The organism is Dialister succinatiphilus YIT 11850 (assembly GCF_000242435.1).
Classification (GTDB): domain Bacteria; phylum Bacillota; class Negativicutes; order Veillonellales; family Dialisteraceae; genus Dialister; species Dialister succinatiphilus.
The window spans coordinates 731,503-748,956 of the sequence record NZ_JH591187.1; the positions used below are offsets into that span (position 1 = coordinate 731,503).

General features: G+C 49.8%; 15 protein-coding genes. 1 reads left to right on the plus strand and 14 read right to left on the minus strand.

The window, feature by feature from the left end; translation table 11 throughout:
• Position 1: 1 nt before the first annotated feature.
• The 8 genes from murG to mraZ form a co-directional block, all read right to left on the minus strand.
• Complete coding sequence (murG, locus tag HMPREF9453_RS03195) at positions 2–1,120, minus strand: undecaprenyldiphospho-muramoylpentapeptide beta-N-acetylglucosaminyltransferase (protein ID WP_008859133.1); 1,119 nt, start codon at positions 1,118–1,120, stop codon at positions 2–4.
• Between the two features lie 11 nt (positions 1,121–1,131).
• The gene (murD, locus tag HMPREF9453_RS03200) at positions 1,132–2,481 is read right to left on the minus strand and encodes a UDP-N-acetylmuramoyl-L-alanine--D-glutamate ligase (protein ID WP_008859134.1); all 1,350 of its coding nucleotides are present in this window, start codon (positions 2,479–2,481) and stop codon (positions 1,132–1,134) included.
• A gap of 72 nt (positions 2,482–2,553) precedes the next feature.
• A complete protein-coding gene (mraY, locus tag HMPREF9453_RS03205) occupies positions 2,554–3,519 on the minus strand; it encodes a phospho-N-acetylmuramoyl-pentapeptide-transferase (protein WP_008859135.1) in 966 nt (321 codons plus the stop codon).
• Position 3,520: 1 nt separating this feature from the next.
• Positions 3,521–4,900 carry a UDP-N-acetylmuramoyl-tripeptide--D-alanyl-D-alanine ligase gene (locus tag HMPREF9453_RS03210; protein WP_008859136.1) on the minus strand — a complete coding sequence of 460 codons (1,380 nt, stop codon included), beginning with the start codon at positions 4,898–4,900 and terminating at the stop codon, positions 3,521–3,523.
• A 1-nt stretch (position 4,901) separates the two neighbouring features.
• Entirely contained in the window at positions 4,902–6,413 is a 1,512-nt protein-coding gene (locus tag HMPREF9453_RS03215; RefSeq protein ID WP_008859137.1) for a UDP-N-acetylmuramoyl-L-alanyl-D-glutamate--2,6-diaminopimelate ligase, read from the minus strand.
• Between the two features lie 192 nt (positions 6,414–6,605).
• A complete protein-coding gene (locus tag HMPREF9453_RS03220; protein ID WP_008859138.1) occupies positions 6,606–7,025 on the minus strand; it encodes an FtsB/FtsL family cell division protein in 420 nt (139 codons plus the stop codon).
• Positions 7,026–7,136: 111 nt separating this feature from the next.
• A complete protein-coding gene (rsmH, locus tag HMPREF9453_RS03225) occupies positions 7,137–8,069 on the minus strand; it encodes a 16S rRNA (cytosine(1402)-N(4))-methyltransferase RsmH (RefSeq protein ID WP_008859139.1) in 933 nt (310 codons plus the stop codon).
• 12 nt (positions 8,070–8,081) lie between these two features.
• On the minus strand, positions 8,082–8,513 hold the full coding sequence (gene mraZ / locus HMPREF9453_RS03230) for a division/cell wall cluster transcriptional repressor MraZ (RefSeq protein ID WP_232217311.1): 432 nt from the start codon (positions 8,511–8,513) through the stop codon (positions 8,082–8,084).
• Here mraZ and HMPREF9453_RS11885 point away from each other — a divergent pair.
• Positions 8,512–8,826 carry a hypothetical protein gene (locus HMPREF9453_RS11885; RefSeq protein WP_148363686.1) on the plus strand — a complete coding sequence of 105 codons (315 nt, stop codon included), beginning with the start codon at positions 8,512–8,514 and terminating at the stop codon, positions 8,824–8,826. The genes mraZ and HMPREF9453_RS11885 overlap by 2 nt on opposite strands.
• A 228-nt stretch (positions 8,827–9,054) precedes the next feature.
• Here HMPREF9453_RS11885 and gluQRS read toward each other — a convergent pair whose 3' ends face one another.
• From gluQRS to cobI, 6 genes are all read right to left on the minus strand, one after another.
• Complete coding sequence (gluQRS, locus tag HMPREF9453_RS03240) at positions 9,055–9,999, minus strand: tRNA glutamyl-Q(34) synthetase GluQRS (protein ID WP_008859141.1); 945 nt, start codon at positions 9,997–9,999, stop codon at positions 9,055–9,057.
• A complete protein-coding gene (locus HMPREF9453_RS03245; RefSeq protein WP_008859142.1) occupies positions 9,999–12,926 on the minus strand; it encodes an insulinase family protein in 2,928 nt (975 codons plus the stop codon). Before HMPREF9453_RS03245 ends, gluQRS begins: the two co-directional genes overlap by 1 nt.
• Before the next feature lie 68 nt (positions 12,927–12,994).
• The gene (locus HMPREF9453_RS03250; protein WP_008859143.1) at positions 12,995–14,227 is read right to left on the minus strand and encodes an aspartate kinase; all 1,233 of its coding nucleotides are present in this window, start codon (positions 14,225–14,227) and stop codon (positions 12,995–12,997) included.
• A gap of 273 nt (positions 14,228–14,500) precedes the next feature.
• Complete coding sequence (gene cobO / locus HMPREF9453_RS03255) at positions 14,501–15,055, minus strand: cob(I)yrinic acid a,c-diamide adenosyltransferase (RefSeq protein ID WP_040379846.1); 555 nt, start codon at positions 15,053–15,055, stop codon at positions 14,501–14,503.
• A 62-nt stretch (positions 15,056–15,117) separates the two neighbouring features.
• A complete protein-coding gene (locus HMPREF9453_RS03260; RefSeq protein WP_008859145.1) occupies positions 15,118–16,485 on the minus strand; it encodes a cobyrinate a,c-diamide synthase in 1,368 nt (455 codons plus the stop codon).
• Positions 16,486–17,196 (minus strand): precorrin-2 C(20)-methyltransferase, encoded by a 711-nt coding sequence (gene cobI / locus HMPREF9453_RS03265; RefSeq protein ID WP_008859146.1) that lies wholly within the window; start codon positions 17,194–17,196, stop codon positions 16,486–16,488.
• Positions 17,197–17,454 lie beyond the last annotated feature (258 nt).

Genomic DNA, 17,454 nt, shown 5'->3' on the forward strand with positions numbered 1-17,454 from the left:
CTCATTTACTCCCTTTTTCAGCCAGTTCAAGAGCCAGACGGGCAATATCCCTGCCGGCATGAATTCTTCCAAGCCCGGCGGAAGCGTCTGACATGCTGTGCAGAGCAGCAGGCGTATCCTTCAGGTAGGTAATATCCTGGATCAGCTCCTTATCGGTCAGATACTTGTCCACAATCATCCTGGCTGCTCCGGCAGCCACAAAAACCCGGGCATTGAAAGTCTGGTGATCTTCTGCAGCATAGGGATAGGGAATCAGGATAGCCGGAAGGCCTCTGGCTGCCAGCTCTGCAAGGCTTACGGCGCCGGCGCGGCAGATAATCAGATCCGCTGCTGCCAGAGCCCTTGGCATATGGTACTCATATTTGATAATCCTTCCTGCTTTTCCTACCCTGCCTTCTTTATCCGCATGCACTTTCTCTATTATTTTATCATATTCCAGAGTGCCCGTAACATGGTAAAGGCAGAGATGGTCATCATTCTTAAAATAGGCATGAACACCGGCCATAGCGTTGTTAATCGACCGGGCGCCGCGGCTTCCTCCGGTGATAAGCACCATGAAGGTATCAGGTGAAATACCGAGCTCCCTTCGGGACTCCTCCCGTTTGGCTTCAATAATATCAGGACGGATAGGATTTCCTGTGTATATACATTTCTCGGGACGGGGAAAACGAACTTTCGCATCCTCATACCCCAATGCAATGGTATCTACTACATGAGAAAGGATTTTATTAGTAATCCCGGGAATCACATTCTGCTCCTGAATGAGGGTAGGAATATGGGACAGGGCGGCCGCCATCAGGATAGGACCGCACACGTATCCGCCGGTACCGATTACCACATCGGGATGAAAATGCTTCAAAATGGACCGGGCCTTGAAGAGACTGCCTGCTGTCGTCATAAGGATAGAAAGATTTTTCAGTGTAAAGGACCGTTTCAGTCCATAGGCCGGAATGGAAGCAAATTTATAGCCTTCCTTCGGAATGATTCTTGATTCCATGCCATTTGGAGTTCCTACAAAAAGAAATTCCACATCATCCAGTTTCGACAGTTCTCTGGCAATGGTAATGGCAGGGTAAATATGACCGCCTGTACCGCCGCCGGATAGTATAACTCGCTTCATGACTGCTCCCATCAGGTAAGACTTTTAACAATACGCTTGAAATCCATGCCTCGTTCTTCCATATTGTGATACATATCAAAGGAAGAGCAGGCCGGCGAGAGGATGACGATATCCCCGGCTTCCGCCAGCTGCTGCCCCTTCAGTACTGCTTCTTTCATGAAAGATACCCGGTAAATGGAAGACACGCCGGCTGCTCTGGCCGCTTTTTCAAAACGGTCAGCTGCCGCTCCCAGAAGAATCAGATGTTTTGTATGCTTTTTGACATCTTTCATGAAATCTTCCAAAGGCGTTCCCTTATCGTAGCCTCCGGCAATCAGGATGACCGGCTTGTTGAAAGCGCTCATACCCTTAATGGCAGCATCCGTATTGGTGGCTTTAGAGTCATTGTAGTATTCCACATCATGCAGTGTCCGTACATATTCAATCCGGTTAGGAAGGGACGAAAAATCCTTCATGGCAGACACGATCACATCCACCGGAACGCCCCCTTCATAAGCCAGGAAGGACGCAGCCAGCACATCTTCATAGTTCTGCATGCCCTTCAGCTTCAATTCCTTCACAGAACAGAGACGGATTTCCTTTCCCTTTCTGCGAAGGACCAGTGTATCTCCGTCAAGGAAGGCTCCTTCCTCCACTTTATGGGATGTGGAAAGAAGGCATACATGGGTGTGGGTTTCCGCCTTCTTTTTAAGGGCAGGGGTATAGGCATCATCATCATTTAACAGAAGGCAGTCGGAATTGTCCATATTTTCAAAAATCCGGGCTTTGGCTGCCACATAGGCTTCCATGGTATGATGCCGTTCCAGATGGTCCGGCGTAATATTCAAAATCACAGCAGCCCTGGGCTTGAAGGTTTTAATAAATTCCAGCTGGAAGCTGGATACTTCTGCCGCAATCACACCATCAGCAGGCACCAGTTCCGCTTCCCGGCTCAAAGAAATGCCAAGGTTTCCTGCCAGGGCGAAAGGTTTACCGCTTCTGCTCACCATACTCCCCAGAAGAGTAGTGGTGGTAGTTTTCCCGTTGGTGCCTGTAATGGCAAGGATTGGCGCCTTTGTGACGCGATAAGCCAGTTCCACTTCGCTGATAACGTCAATATGACGGTTGAAAGCTTCAGATACAATGGGATTTTCCCTTGGAATCACCGGAGAAACGACCACCGTATCCACCCCGTCCAGAAGATCGACGGACTGCGGCCCAAACCGGAAAACAGCTCCCAGCGCAGTGAGTGCCTCTTTTTCCTTTTTATCATGAATAGAATCTTTTAAATCGGAAATCAGCACCTTCACATCGTGGCGCAGAAGGACATGGGCAGCTCCCAGTCCGCTGATACCGGCGCCAAGAATCAATACACTTTTCATAATTTACCTCCCGTGGAACCGGTCTTTGGCGGAAGCATCCATGCCTCCTCAAAGATCGGCGTGAAAAACGGATTATAATGCCCGGATTGCCAAAAGAAGACTCACACAGGCAGCAATTCCTTCGAAAATCCAGAAAGCCCATACCACATGGACTTCACTCCAGCCGGACAGTTCGAAATGATGATGAAGGGGGCTCATTTTGAATACCCTTTTTCCGGTCAGCTGGAAGGAAGCCACCTGGATAATGACAGAAAGAGCCTCCAGCACAAAAATCAGGCCCAGAAAAATAAGAAGAAGCTCTGTCCTGGTCATCACGGAAATACCGGCAATCGCACCGCCCAGGGCCAGGGAACCGGTATCCCCCATGAATATTTTAGCCGGGTGGTAATTAAAGAACAGAAATCCGATACAGCTGCCGGCCAGAATGATGATGAAATATCCCAGATCATTGAAACCGGTCATATAGCAGAACATGGCATAGGCAGAGAAAGCAATGACGCAGCATCCCGAAGCCAGTCCATCAAGACCGTCAGTGAGGTTCACCGCATTGGATGCGCCCACAATAACAAGGACCACGAAGGGATAGTACAAAAGGCCGATGGAAATATCCGTATGGGTAAAAGGAATAGCTATGGAATAGGGCAGATGAAGCGTATCCACAACGCCCCAGCAGAAAAGAACGGCTAGGATAATCTGGCCAAGCATCTTCTGCTTTGCCGTAAGGCCCAGGTTTCTTTTCTTTTCCGCCTTGATAAAATCATCAAGAAAGCCAAGAAGGCCATGGCCCAGCGTAAGAAATAAAAGCCACAGGACCGAGGGGTCAATCATTTTATTGAAAATAACCACCAGCACTGCGGAAAGAAGCATGAACAGTCCGCCCATGGTAGGCGTACCGCTCTTAATCCGGTGAGACTTCGGTCCTTCTTCCCTGATGGACTGACGAGCCTTTAATTTTTTCAAAAGCGGAATGGCAAAAAATCCAAGAATCACGGTAAGCACCGCTGATTCCGCCAGATAAATCAAATAATTACTTTCCATCCTATGCTTTTTCTCCCCTCAAAACAGCAGGAATCCTTTCCATATGCATGTAATGGGAACCTTTCACAAGCACCACATCACCGGGCGCTGCCATCTTCATCAGTTTTTCCGCTGCTTCCTCACAGGTATCGCAGGTCATGACAGTCTTCATGCCTGCCTCTTCTGCGCCTTTGGCAAGGAAACGGGAAAGCGGTCCCACCGTAATCAGACCGTCAAATCCGATTTTTCCGGCTTTCACACCTGTTTCATAATGCAGTTTTTCTTCAAAACGGCCCAGTTCGCCCATGTCCCCCAGCACAAGGAAATAATGGTTCCCTGCAATCTGCTTCGCAGAGCGGAAAGCCATTTCCATGGACAGCGGGTTGGCATTATAAGAATCGTCAAGAACGGTGATGCCCCCTATGTTTACCACAGACTGCCGCTGATCGGCAGGGCGGAACTCACCGAGAGCCTTCTGGATTTTTCCCGTATCCACGCCAAGCACCCGGGCTGCAGCTGTAGCAGCCAGGGCATCATATACATTATGAATGCCGAGAAGGTGAAGTTTCACCTTGAAGGCTTCGTCAAAGCAGGTGCAGGTATAGCGGGTATCCTCTTCTTCGAAACGGACATCGCTGCCCCGTACCGTATACCGGCCGTTCATACCGTAGCGGACAATCCGACCTGCAAAGCCCTTCCCCATAACGCTGACTCGTTCGTCATCGCCATTCAGGATAGCCGTGCCATCGGCAGGAAGTGCATCGATCAGTTCTTTCTTCGCTTTGGCAATGTTATCCTGGCTCCCCAAGATACCGATATGGGATGTCCCCACATTGGTTACGACCCCCATAGTGGGAGACGCAATGGCACAGAGCTCTGCAATCTGGCCAAAGCCCCGCATGCCCATTTCCACCACGCACACCTCTGTTTCGGCAGTCATAGAAAGAAGGGTCATGGAAAGACCGATTTCATTATTGAAATTCTTCTCCGTAGCGGTCACATGGAAGCGGGTGCGGAGGATGGACGTAATCATGTCCTTGGTGGTAGTTTTTCCGTTGGAACCGGTGACTCCGATTACGGGCACCTGAAAACGCATCCGGTGAAAATGGGCCAGATCTTCCAGCCCCTTCTTTGTGTCTTTCACCAGAAAAACGGATACATGGGCATCTATATCCTTCCCGTAGGAAGCATCAGAAATCATCACTGCCGATGCCCCGGAAAGAACCGCTCGTTTCAGAAATTCATGACCGTTGAAATTTTCACCAATGAGAGCGATGAAAAGTTCGCCCCGAGAAATGGTACGGGTATCGGTACTTACCCCCTCCACAAAGGCGTCCTCTCCCTTCTGCAGAAGAGATGCACCTGTGGCCTTTTCGATTTCCTCCAGTGTAAATGATGCCATTTTATTTCTCCTTCAGTTTCAGTGCCTTTCTGGCTTCTTCCCTGTCATCAAAATGAATGGTTTTATCCTTTAAAATCTGGTAATTTTCATGTCCTTTACCGGCAATCAGCACAATGTCTCCCGGCTTGGCCAGTTCAATGGCCCGGCAGATGGCGCTCCTACGGTCCACAATGACTTCATAGGAAAGGGAGGGCTTTTCCTTCTTCACTTCCTCCACGCCGGCAGCCACTTCCTTCACAATGGAAGCGGGGTCCTCGGTGCGCGGATTGTCACTGGTTACCAGGGCAATATCGGCATTCCTGGCAGCAATGCGGCCCATAATGGGGCGCTTCATCCTGTCCCTGTCGCCGCCACAGCCGAAGACGACAATAATTCGCCCTTTTGTAATTTCCTCTGCAGTGGTCAGAATTTTTTCCAGTCCGTCCGGTGTATGGGCATAGTCCACCACCACCGTAAAAGGCTGTCCTTCATCAATCAGCTCAAAACGACCGGGCACACTCTTAAAGTCCTTCATCCCCTCCACAATGGTCTCCATGGGAACTCCTTCAGAGAGGCAGGCGCCTACTGCGCCAAGAGTATTGTAAACGTTAAAACGTCCGGCCAGTCTGGTTTCAAAATCATAATCCTTTCCCTCATAGGTCACTTTAAAGGAAGATGATTTCCCGGTGAAATGAATGTCATGGGCGTAAAGATCTGCTTCAGGATGGATCATGCTGTAGGTATGAAGAGCGCAGATATTTCTATCATCCACCCCTTCTTCCATTACGTGGGCATAGGGATCGTCCATATTGACCCAGGCAGACTTGCCTTTCTTTATCTGTCCTTTAGCTGATACCATATGGAAAAGGATAGCCTTGGCCTTTGCATAATTATCCATGGTCTTGTGGAAATCCAAATGGTCTTCGGTGAGGTTGGTGAATACAGCATCATCGAATTCACAGCCTGCCACACGGCCAAGGACCAGGGAATGGGAAGAAACTTCCATGCACACGTACTCCACTTTTTCCTCCGCCATGCGGGCCAGAATGCGGTCCAGATCGATCACATCAGGCGTCGTATTGTGGGTGGGGATTTCCTTATCACCGATGAGGGCATGAATGGTGCCGATGACACCGGTTTTATGGCCGGCATGGTGAAGGATATGTGCTGCTACATGGGTGGTGGTTGTCTTCCCGTTGGTACCGGTCAGGGCGATCATGCGCATTTTCCTTGTGGGATAATCAAAGAAAAAAGGTACCATATCTTCCATAGCCTTCCTTGTATCTTTGACATATACCGCAGTCACAGAAGACGGCACATCTATATCCCGGGAAGCCACAATGGCAGCAGCACCCTTTTCTACAGCTGCCTTGACAAAGTCATGGCCATCCACATGGGCACCGGAAAGGCAGATAAATAAACCGCCTTCCACCACCTTGCGGGAATCAGCTGTTACATCTTTAATTTCAACATCCGCAGAACCCAGCACTTTCACCACCGGGGTCATACGAATCAATTCTGATAATGTTTTCAAAATGAATCACCTCTGCATAATTTTCAACTAAGCGTCATTATTTATGATAGCTTAAATCCCCTTGAAGCACAATAGCGGCCTTAAAAAAAGGCCGCTGATTTTATAATTCTAATTCACTTTTTACGCAGACGGCGCTTTCAGAGCAGCCTGCGCCGATTCCATGACAAAATGAATCAGTAGGTCTCTTAGCAGCTACCGAACTGCCTTCTTTGCCGGAGCAGAAACTGTTTTCGCTGCCGCGCCGGCCTTTTGTACTTCCACACCGCCATACACATTACGCACGGGAAGGCGCATGCCCAGCTTTGTTTCTGCCAGTTTCTGTATGCGTACCGGCGCATTGAGCCTTGATACCTCCAGTTTCAGCACTGAATTTTCTTTTTCCAGATTCATCACTTCCGCCCGTACCTGCTGCATATGATATTCCGCCTGCACATTGACACCATTTAAAATGGTGCTTGCCAGGAAGGGCATCAGAATCATGATAATCCCCAGAATGACATTATGAAATAAACTGCGAGATGAAGATTCTTCCCTCTCCCTTTGCCGGGGAACAGCAATGTCCTGAGGCATGGAAGCCATATAATCCATCATTTGTACATTCTGCGATATCATAAAACATCTCTCCCCATGCAGGAAGCATCCTTTAAAGACCCATAATTTCAAATAACCTTATGGAATCAGCGCTTCCTTAATCATAAAATCCAAATCAGCGGAAACTATTTCCTATACTTTTTCAACCACCCTGAGCACCGCACTCCGGGCCCGCGGATTTTCCTCCACTTCCCGATCTGACGGTTTGATGGCCTTTCCCAGACTCTTCACCGTCCTGTGGTGATGGCATACACACACCGGCAGATCCGGCGGGCATATGCAGTCTCTTTCCATTTCCCGAAACGTATTTTTAATAATCCGGTCTTCCAGGGACTGGAAGGTAATTACCCCCAGCCGTCCCCCCACTTTCAGGTGGCCCACGCAGGCTTCCATTGTGTCCTTCAAGATGCCAAGCTCATTATTCACCTCTATGCGGATAGCCTGGAATGTACGCTTCGCCGGATGAGGTCCGTTTCTTCTGGCATGAGCGGGAATGGCCGCCTTAATCACACGGACCAAATCGTCTGTAGTTTCAATGGGCTTTTCATTTCTGAAATTCACGATGAATTGGGCAATCCTCCTGGCCCACCGCTCTTCCCCGTATTCCCGAATGATGCGGGTCAGGTCATCTTCATCATAGGTATTTACAATTTCATAGGCAGTCAAAGGATTGCGCTGGTCCATACGCATGTCCAGCTTCCCATTGTTCATATAGGAGAATCCCCGCTCCCCATCATCCAACTGATGAGAAGAAACACCCAGGTCGAAAATAAATCCATCCACCTTCTCTATATCCAGAGAATCGAGAATAGAAGAAATATGAGAAAAATTGTCACGCACAAAAAGATGGCGGCATCCAGTGCCTTTGAGCCTTTCGGAAGCCGCATCTATAGCCTCCTGATCCTGGTCCACTCCAATCACAAGAGCATCTTCTTCCAGCCTTTCCGACAAGGCCATGGAATGACCGCCGCCGCCCAGGGTGCAGTCTACATAAACGCCATGAGGATCGGTGAGCACAGAATCAATCATCTCATGAAGAAGTACGGTGGTATGATGGAATTCCATGAAACCCTCCCCTTATAAGTCAAAATTTAACGGCAGATCCAGAGAATCGGCTATATCTGCCATCGATTCTTCTCCGTTTTCATCAGCATCAAGAAGCACCGGATCCCAGATTTCAATGATGGAACCAGTTCCTACAATGACGGCGTCCTTTTTCAGCTGAGCAAAGGTGCGGAGATGCTGGGGAATCAGAATCCTCCCCTGCTTGTCACATTCCATTTCAGTTCCCCGTCCGATGAGATGGCGCATAATCTTTCTTACCTTGTGATTGGTAAAAGGAAGCTTCTGCAGTCTGGCAATAAGAGCATCCCATCTTTCCCTGGGGTAAATGCAGAGACAGGTATCAAGACCCGGTGCCAGCACAAAGCTGTTTCCCAGTTCCTCCCTGAATTTGGCTGGAAGAATCATACGTCCTTTGCTGTCAATAGTATGAGAATACTCATTCATGAACATATTTCTTCCACCTCCTCCACATTTACCCACATTCTACCACATACCACCACTTGCTTACAACGAAAAAAGTTTGTTTGGTATTGGAAAGGCGAAAATGAATAAGCTTAAAAAAACTCGATATTTACTAATAAAATACAGGATGCTCCATCCAAGGCATGCTCTGAAATTCTCCCATTCCCGCCAGCAGCCATCCCCCACCCAATCAAAAAATCCCCACCCGGTGGAGATGAGTGGAGAAATAAAAAAGATACCTGAAGCAGAGAATATCGGTGGCGGAAATACAAATGACTCCGCCCCGTCATTTTGACCGCAGCTAAGCGGAGTGGAGAAATCTCACGCCACCAGGGGCAAGGAAGCATGGGAGCAGGAAATTTTCAGACTGGGCGTTTCTATAAAGTACCAAGTCCTTACCGCCCATACCGGCGTCCCCGTTCAAGATGACCAGAACGGCGGAACGCTTACCGTCAGAGAGAAGCCACAGAAAAAGGGGCTGTGAAGAAATAAAAAGCATTTCTTCACAGCCCCTTTTTACAGTTTATGACACCGGGAGCACAATGTGTTTCTTTTGTAAAGCGGTCAGTTTTTCAAAAGGAAAATCTTCCAGCGCTTCCTTAAGGGACACCGGCCTCAGTTCCGGAAGTCCTCCTGCCAGATGGAGAAGAAGACCAATCAGATCTTCCGGCCTTAAGCCCCGGTTTCTCAGTTCCCTCACGGTGATGCCCTTTTGCCTTTTGGACAGGCGGATGCCCCGGGTATCTACCAGAAGGGGCAGGTGACCATACGTGGGCACCTGATATCCCAGCTTCTGGATCAGCCAGGCCTGACCGGGCGTGGAATCCAGAAGATCGTTTCCTCTGAAAACATGGGTAATCCCCATTTCTCCATCATCGATGGAAACGGCCAGCTGGTAGGCCACCAGGCCGTCAGCCCGCCGGACTACGAAATCATCGGCGCCAGCCTTAAGTGTCCTGGTGATGGTTCCATAGAATAGATCGGTGAAAGAAATGGTGCTTTCTTCCATGCGCACTCTCCAACAGGGATTTTTGGTCATGGACGCTCTCTCTTCGGGGGTCAAGTTCCGGCAGTGTCCATCATACACGGGACGTGCTTCCCCTTCATGAGGTGCGGAGAGGACCTGGTGAATGCGGCTCCGGCTGCAGTAACAGGGATAGATATGGCCCTTCTTTTCCATGGCAGAAAGGATAGAGTCATAAATATCATAGCGCCGGCTCTGTACCGCCGGTCCATAGGAGTATATCCCTTCCGGGCCCTCGTCAAAGTCAAGGCCCATCCAGGAAAGGTCTTCCAGTATGCCCTCTTCATACTCCTTACGACAGCGGTCCCGGTCAATATCTTCCATGCGGAGAATGATTTTTCCTCCTCGCTGTCTTGTCCAGAGCCAGTTGAGGAAAGCAATCCAGATATTGCCCAGATGCATGCGGCCGGTGGGACTGGGAGCGAAACGGCTACGGATATCCATCAGTCCGGCAGGGACCTCACCTTGTCGAAGAGGTCCTTATCCTTCTGAATCTTATCTTCGCTGCCCATGACGCAGATGTAGGGATCTTTCATGACACTGTCTACCAGAGGAGCCAGTCTGCGGATATCCTCCACCTGGCAGTTAATGATTTCATCACGAATCTTCATGCGGGATTCCCTGGTATTGCCGGAAAGGTAATGGACCATGGCCCTCTCGCCTTTCATGGAAGGAGTCAGCTGAATTTCATCGGCTGCCATGGTACCGATGACGTACTTGGTCATTTCACGGTCAGACAGAGTCAGATTTTCCAGGTATGCCGGCAGTTCTTCGTAGGCCCTGATGGTCTGCGCCAGGTTCGGGTCCCGGTAAGAGCAGAGAATAGCCGTGCCATCCCGGAGGAACTGGGTGAAAGCACCATAGGCGCCTCCCAGAACACGGACTTTCTTCCACAGATATTCATAGCGGAGAATCGTTTCCATCACCCTGAGCGCACCGGTATAGGCGAAGCCGTGGCTCTTGAAATTGCCGCCTTTGGCTACGTACTGTACTTTGCCGGAAGTGAGGAACGCTTCGTTTCTGCTTTCCGGCGGAAAACTGTATACATGGGGCGCTGTTTTCACCCCTACTTCCATATCATCAAGCAGAAGCGGAAGGTTTTCAAGGACTGCCTTCTTTTCCTCTTCTTCCCCTATGGTTTCAAAGAAAAGACCACTTCTTGTGAAAATCTTTCCGGAAACAGCAGCCAGTTTTTCCTGCAGTCCTTCCCTGTTCTCATCAAAATGCTTCACCAGGTCTGCCAGGAAGTAGTAGTAGGAAAGGCCGGACTGTTCGGCGAATTCCCCTCCCTTGGAAAAATAGGAGGTCAGTCTTGTCATGACCAGGGTATGGCCTCTGGAGAAAGCGCTCATATCCCATTCCGATTTTTCCTGAAGAACCAGTTCTTTCAGCCGCTTGGCATCGGTAAAGAGGGTGTGATTGATGACTTCTCCCAAAAGGTCCATGAGCTTGTCCGTCTTGGACGTCAGGGCTTTGGCCCGGATGGTAAGAGCCGGCAGATAGGAAGATGTATCATTCACCTTCCCGTAGCCGTTCAGGGCAAAGCTCATGCCGCCGGTATAGGCATTGGACAGGCGGGCCAGTTCGGTGTAGCTGTGCTTTGTGGTGGAAAGGCTTCTAAGCAGGGAAGAAAGGAGTATGGCATAGGGAATATCCGCTTCCTTCAGATTTCCCAGGGTGAAATAAAGATTCAGGTAGGTAATACCGTTCGTATGAACCTGAAAATGGAAATGGTCTACGCCGGATACGCTTTCTTTTTCCAGCACCTCTTCTTCTATGGGCCGTTTCAGGTCTTTTCTGGAAAGGAGAGGAATGGTTTTCAATGCTTCTTCTGTTTCGCCGGAGGCCTGTCTTTCCTTCAGGGCCTTGGTGGAGGCCATGATTTTTTCCAGCTGTTCGTCGGAAAGGCTGCTCTTGAAGGATGCCAGTTTTTCCGCCGTTTCCTGATTCGCCTTTTCCGTGAGTCCCTTTTCCGGCTTCATGGTAATGAGAACCTGGTGGGGATTCTTAATCACATAGCGGAGCAGCAGGTTTTCAAAATAGTTGGTTTTCAGGTTCTTCCGCAGGGTGTTCATATCATCAATGTAGCGCAGCGCATCCATGGGATTCCTGTCGTAAAGCCACATATCCATGGCACGGACGCCGTAGAAAAGTCCCTTTGGCCTTCCCTGGTAGTCATTTTCACGGGCCGTAAATTCAGTGCGGTTCAGTGCGGCTTCCAGCATGTCTTTGTCAATTCCTTTGAGGGCAATGGAACGAAGGGTACTGTCCACTACATCTGCAAAAGCGGCCTGCTTATCCACTTCCGAGCCGGTGGCTTCCACAATCCATACAGGCTGCTTGTAGCTGTCACCGTAGGAACCGGACAGGTCGCTGCCAAGGCCTGCATCCAGTACCGCCTGCTTCAGCGGAGCGCCGTCCATATCGATGAGTACATAGTTAAGAATACGGAAAGCCAGAGAGTCCATGGTGGTCATATGGTCGTTGAAAGCGGTGTAGAGCGCATGGATGGCCTTGCCTTCGGTACTTTCATTTTCCGCAATGCCGTAGGGAGCGGTGAGAGATACCCTTTTACTGAAGGGAGCCTGGGTTTTAACCATAGAATCCACATTTCTTTTATCGAAAGCAGACAGGTATTCCCTGTCCAGATAGTCCAGCGTCTTTTCAATATCCATATCGCCGTAGAGGTAAATATAGCTGTTGGATGGATGATAAAAACGGCGGTGGAATTCTGTAAATTCACGGAAAGAAAGGGTAGGAATCACTTCCGGGTCCCCGCCGGATTCCACGCCGTAGGTGGTGTTAGGAAAAAGCTTTTCCATGGCCCGGTCTTCCATAATGGCTTCCGGAGAGGAAAGAGCCCCCTTCATTTCGTTGTATACCACTCCATTGTAGGTCAGAGGCGCATCTTTGTTTTCCAGCTCGTAATGCCAGCCTTCCTGCATGAGAATCTGCGGATTTTTCAGGCAGTTGGGATAGAAAACCGCATCCAGGTACACATCCATGAGATTGTGGAAATCCACATCATTTCTGCTGGCAATGGGATACATGGTCTTATCGGGCCAGGTAATGGCATTGAGGAATGTGTTGAGGGACCCTTTGGCCAGCTCCACGAAAGGCTCCTTCAGCGGATATTTCCGGGAACCGCAGAGAGTGGAATGTTCCATGATATGGGGTGTGCCCTTGGAATTATCCGGTGTGGTGCGGAAACAGATATAAAATACTTTGTTATCATCGTCGTTGTCCAGATACATGAGACGGGCGCCGCTCTTGACGTGCTCCATCAGGTACGCATCGGAATTGACTTCTTCAATATGAGACATGGAGTTCACGCGAAATCCGTGAACCATATCGCCCATTTTCCATTTCATATAAAACCTCCAGAACGTACGAAAAAGCGCAGGCGCATACCTGTGCTTTTTCTGTTATAAAATGCAGATTATTCAGCTTTGGCAGCAGGGAAAAATTCATCATGAATCGCCTGCACTGCCTTATCCAGATCTTTTCTCAAAATAAGACAGGAAATACTGATTTCAGAGGTGCTCACAATATCAATATTCACACCGGCCCTTCCCAAGGCGCCAAACATACGGGCTGCTACGCCGGGAGTGCCGAGCATGCCGGCACCAACCACAGAAACCTTAGCCGTGTCATCATCATAAATGACCTCTTCCAGCTTTCCTTCATCCCGCATCTGCTCCAGAACCCGTTTAGCATCAGGCAGATCCGTATCTTCGATAGTGAAGATAATGTCTGTTTTATCATCATTGGAATTCCTTACGCTCTGCACAATCATATCAACGGTGATATTGTCTTCAGCCAGAGCGGAGAATACCATGTACGCCACGCCGGGAATATTTCTAAGCCCCAGCACAGCAATCCTTGCAGCATGGGCATCCTGCGCCACGCCTCTTACTGCTTCATTCTTTCCATCCATTGTGCATACCTCCCGGATAATGGTGCCTTCTTCATCGGTAAATGTAGACCGTACATGAATCGGAATATGATACTTCATGCCCAGCTCCACACTGCGAGGCTGCATAACGCCGGCCCCCAGCCTTGCCATTTCAAGCATTTCCGTATTAGTGATTTCCTTCATCTTGACGCAGCCCTTCACATGACGGGGATCAGCAGAATAAATGCCATCCACATCAGTAAAGATTTCGCACATATCCGCATGCATGGCTCCCGCCAGCGCCACTGCCGTAGCATCAGAGCCGCCGCGGCCAAGGGTAGCCACATCGCCATTGGGCATCAGACCCTGGAAACCGGCCACAATCACGATTTTGCCCTCTTCCAGTTCCCGAAGCACCCGGTCAGGTTTCACATCATCAATCGTAGCCTTTCCATAAGCGCCGCCGGCTATAATGCCTGCCTGGGGGCCGGTCAGGGAAATCGCCGGAACGCCCAGCTTTTTGAAAGTCATTGCCATCAGCGCAATGGACATCTGCTCTCCCGTAGCCAGGAGCATATCCATTTCTCTGCCGTGATTGACAGAAGAAACCTGGGATGCCAGGTCCAGAAGATCATCTGTGGTGTCCCCCATGGCGGATACCACGATCACGATCTTATCCCCCGGCTTCCGATCGCGAAGAACGCGGTTTGCAATATTCAGCATTTTTTCCGGTGTAGCCACCGAACTTCCACCGAACTTCTTAACATAAAGTGCCATTTACATCCCTCATTTACTGAGTAATCCATATATCTACAACTTAGAAAATTTTATCATGCCCGCCCATTTATGTAAAGAACATTGTTAAAAATTGGGACGTTTAAGGCCCCTTTCGGAGAGCTTGCCCTTTATCGATGGTGCCCCTGCCTGCAGGGCGGCAGAACGCGTCGAAGGGATGCCTTCCTGGTTTAACTGTCAGCCAGGGAGATAACGAAGGAAGATGGCGGGAAGCGGGACGGCTGATGTCTGACAGTTTGATAGTCTATCATCTTCTCAGAACTCGATTCCCTTCCTGGCGCGGATGCCCTTCTGGAAAGCATGCTTTACCAGAGTCATTTCCGTCACCGTGTCAGCCAGATCGATGAGTTCTTTCGGCGCATAACGGCCGGTGAGAATCATATTAAGCCTCACCGGCCGTTCCCGGATCAGCCTTGCCACCTCTTCTGTTTCCAGCATGCCGAAGTGGATGGCGTAGTTGATTTCATCAAGCACCACTAAATCCCAGGCGCCGCTCATGACTTCCTTTCTCACCATATCCCAGGCCCGGCGGGCCAATTCTTTCTTTTCCGCCAGTCTTTCCTCGTTTTCCGGATCTTTTTTATTGTGGAACACAAAACCGTCGCCCATGGGTCTGATTTCTATGCGCCCCTCTGCTTTCCCCAGCGTTTCGATAGCCTTCAGCTCCCCGTACTTCCAGGCCCCTTTGATGAACTGGAGAATCAGAACTTTCTGTCCGTCGCCCCAGGCGCGGATGGCGGTCCCAAGAGCAGCAGTGGTCTTTCCTTTGCCCGTTCCCGTATTAATAAGCACAAGTCCTTTTGTTTCCATATGTTTCCCTTTCTTGGACAGGAAATCAGATATGGAAGGAATGTTCCTTCCATATCGAATCATTACCTATTTTTATAAGCCAGACAGGAAGCCAGAAATTTATCCGCTGCCTTTGGATTTCCCTCAAAAGACAGATGGAGATAGCTGGCCAGCACATTGCCCCTGGCAAAGCCTTCCAGATGGCCTTCTTTCTGCCTCGTCCCCTTTAAGTTGTAGGCCCAGGGAAAATCATCATCGCAGGCAAGGGTGGAAAAATGGAATTCGTGGCCCTTCAGGATATCTCCTTCATCAGCTATGATACTCTTCCTCAGCGCTTTCCCGGTCACATAGCCCACCCGCTGCAGCTTTTTCTGCATTTCGCATACGCCCGGCACCAGGCCTGCCATTTCATAAGCATCGCCGTCAAATCCCTGGATTTTCCGGCAAAGATACATAAGCCCGCCGCATTCCGCATAGACAGGCATGCCGGAAGCCGCAGCCTGCCGGATGGAATCCTTCATGGACCTGTTATTTTCCAGCTCATGGAGGAACATTTCAGGGAATCCGCCGCCAAAAATGAGCCCGTCCACATCAGGAACAACGCTGTCCCTTAAAGGGCTGAAATCGATGAGCTCCGCCCCCATTTTTTCCAAGGCATGAAGACTGGCCGGATAATAGAAGGAGAAAGCTTCATCCCTGGCCACGCCAATACGGACCGGAACCTTCTTCTTTTCTTCCCTGTCTTTTTCCACGAGAAGCGAAGGTGCGCTTTTGGCAATGGACAACAGCTTCTCCGTATCCACCCAGCGGCCTGCATCTTCTCCCATATGGCGGATCAGGTCCGCCGTTTCGATTTCCGTCACCGGAGTCAGGCCCAGATGACGCTCCGGCGTCTTGAGTCCATCGTCCCGATGGTAAGCGCCAATGACAGGCATATGAATTTTCTCCATCACATCCCGCACCATGGCTTCATGACGGTCAGAGCCCAGCCGATTAAGAATCACGCCGGCTATGTGGGTATCCCTGTCATATTCCCGAAATCCCAGAGCCGTGGCAGCGATGCTGTAGCCCACGGACTTGCAGTCCAGCACAAGGATAACCGGCGCTTTGAGCCTTTTGGCAATATCAGCCGAGGAGCTGACCCCTTTGGCGCCGCCGTCATAGAGGCCCATGACCCCTTCGATAATGGAAATGTCCGCATCTCTGGAAAGATAGGAGAAATTGGACACCAGATGATCCGCCGGCGTCATCCAGGTATCCAGATTGTAGGAAGGTCTCCCAGCTGCCTTTTCATGGAAACCGGGATCAATATAGTCCGGACCCACCTTGAAAGGCTGGGCCTTCAGTCCCTTGGAGTGGAAATAAGCTAACAGTCCGGTGACAATGGTGGTTTTCCCCACTCCGCTGTTTGTCCCCGCAATCACCACCCGGGGACGGATAAGCCCTGCCATTTATTTATCTCTCTTGGCAATAATGGTACTGAGATAGTTCGGTTTGTAATCAGCAGGCAGACTGTCAATATCGCGAATCACGATTTCATCAGGAAGCCCGGCGCGGCAAACCATGACAGACCGCTTGATCATATGGTGCTTTCTCAGTTCCTCCTGCACAAAGGCAAAGCTCTTATACACCTTCATAATCACCGCATTGTCGGAAGCGGACAGAGCCTTGTCAAACTTCTCGTGATCAGCAGTAGCAGGAATAATGAGCACATTTTCCTCCCACTCCGTCACCGGAAGGCCGATGTAAGAAGCAATCCCCAGAAAAGCAGGAATGCCCGGAATCGTTTCCACCTCATAATCCGGAGAATCCTTGAATTCATTGAAAATATACATATACGTGCTGTAGAGCATAGGATCTCCCAGAGTCAGAAATACCAGATTTTTCCCTTCATCCAGCTTCTCCGCAATGATTTTCCTGTTTTCAGCCCACTGTTTTTCTACAGCCTCCATGTCCCTGCTCATCTGGAACACCATGGGAAGAATTGCAGTCTTATCAGAAATATAGGGCTTTGCAATGTTAAAAGCCACAGACCCCTCTTTCTTCTCCGTCTTTGGCGTAATAATCATATCAGCCGCCCGGATAGCCTCCACAGCCTTCACAGTCAGCAGCTTGGAATCCCCCGGTCCCACACCGATCCCATATAATTTTCCCTTATTCATATGAAATACCTCCTCATAAAATATACATAGTACTTTTATATTGTATCATCTGCGCCCAAAGGTAGCAAAAAGTTCTTATGGACACGCCCGCAGGGCGTGAGGGATTCTTAGGATTGACCGGCCTCATGGCCGGCGGGTCCGTAAGTTTGACGGCCTTTCAGGCCGAGGGTTGTGATGGCACCTTTGGAGCCGCTCTGTGGCCCAGGTTCAGAAAGTTCAAAAAGTTCGGCCTGCCTTTGGCAAGCTGCTTCAGAAGAT

What these genes read in the sequence shown, in the direction of transcription:
- murG (WP_008859133.1), bottom strand. Translation starts at nt 1,120, where the DNA reads ATGAAGCGAGTTATACTATCCGGCGGCGGTACAGGCGGTCATATTTAC.
- murD (WP_008859134.1), bottom strand. Translation starts at nt 2,481, where the DNA reads ATGAAAAGTGTATTGATTCTTGGCGCCGGTATCAGCGGACTGGGAGCT.
- mraY (WP_008859135.1), bottom strand. Translation starts at nt 3,519, where the DNA reads ATGGAAAGTAATTATTTGATTTATCTGGCGGAATCAGCGGTGCTTACC.
- HMPREF9453_RS03210 (WP_008859136.1), bottom strand. Translation starts at nt 4,900, where the DNA reads ATGGCATCATTTACACTGGAGGAAATCGAAAAGGCCACAGGTGCATCT.
- HMPREF9453_RS03220 (WP_008859138.1), bottom strand. Translation starts at nt 7,025, where the DNA reads ATGATATCGCAGAATGTACAAATGATGGATTATATGGCTTCCATGCCT.
- rsmH (WP_008859139.1), bottom strand. Translation starts at nt 8,069, where the DNA reads ATGGAATTCCATCATACCACCGTACTTCTTCATGAGATGATTGATTCT.
- HMPREF9453_RS11885 (WP_148363686.1), top strand. Translation starts at nt 8,512, where the DNA reads ATGAACATATTTCTTCCACCTCCTCCACATTTACCCACATTCTACCAC.
- mraZ (WP_232217311.1), bottom strand. Translation starts at nt 8,513, where the DNA reads ATGAATGAGTATTCTCATACTATTGACAGCAAAGGACGTATGATTCTT.
- gluQRS (WP_008859141.1), bottom strand. Translation starts at nt 9,999, where the DNA reads ATGGATATCCGTAGCCGTTTCGCTCCCAGTCCCACCGGCCGCATGCAT.
- HMPREF9453_RS03245 (WP_008859142.1), bottom strand. Translation starts at nt 12,926, where the DNA reads ATGAAATGGAAAATGGGCGATATGGTTCACGGATTTCGCGTGAACTCC.
- HMPREF9453_RS03250 (WP_008859143.1), bottom strand. Translation starts at nt 14,227, where the DNA reads ATGGCACTTTATGTTAAGAAGTTCGGTGGAAGTTCGGTGGCTACACCG.
- cobO (WP_040379846.1), bottom strand. Translation starts at nt 15,055, where the DNA reads ATGGAAACAAAAGGACTTGTGCTTATTAATACGGGAACGGGCAAAGGA.
- HMPREF9453_RS03260 (WP_008859145.1), bottom strand. Translation starts at nt 16,485, where the DNA reads ATGGCAGGGCTTATCCGTCCCCGGGTGGTGATTGCGGGGACAAACAGC.
- cobI (WP_008859146.1), bottom strand. Translation starts at nt 17,196, where the DNA reads ATGAATAAGGGAAAATTATATGGGATCGGTGTGGGACCGGGGGATTCC.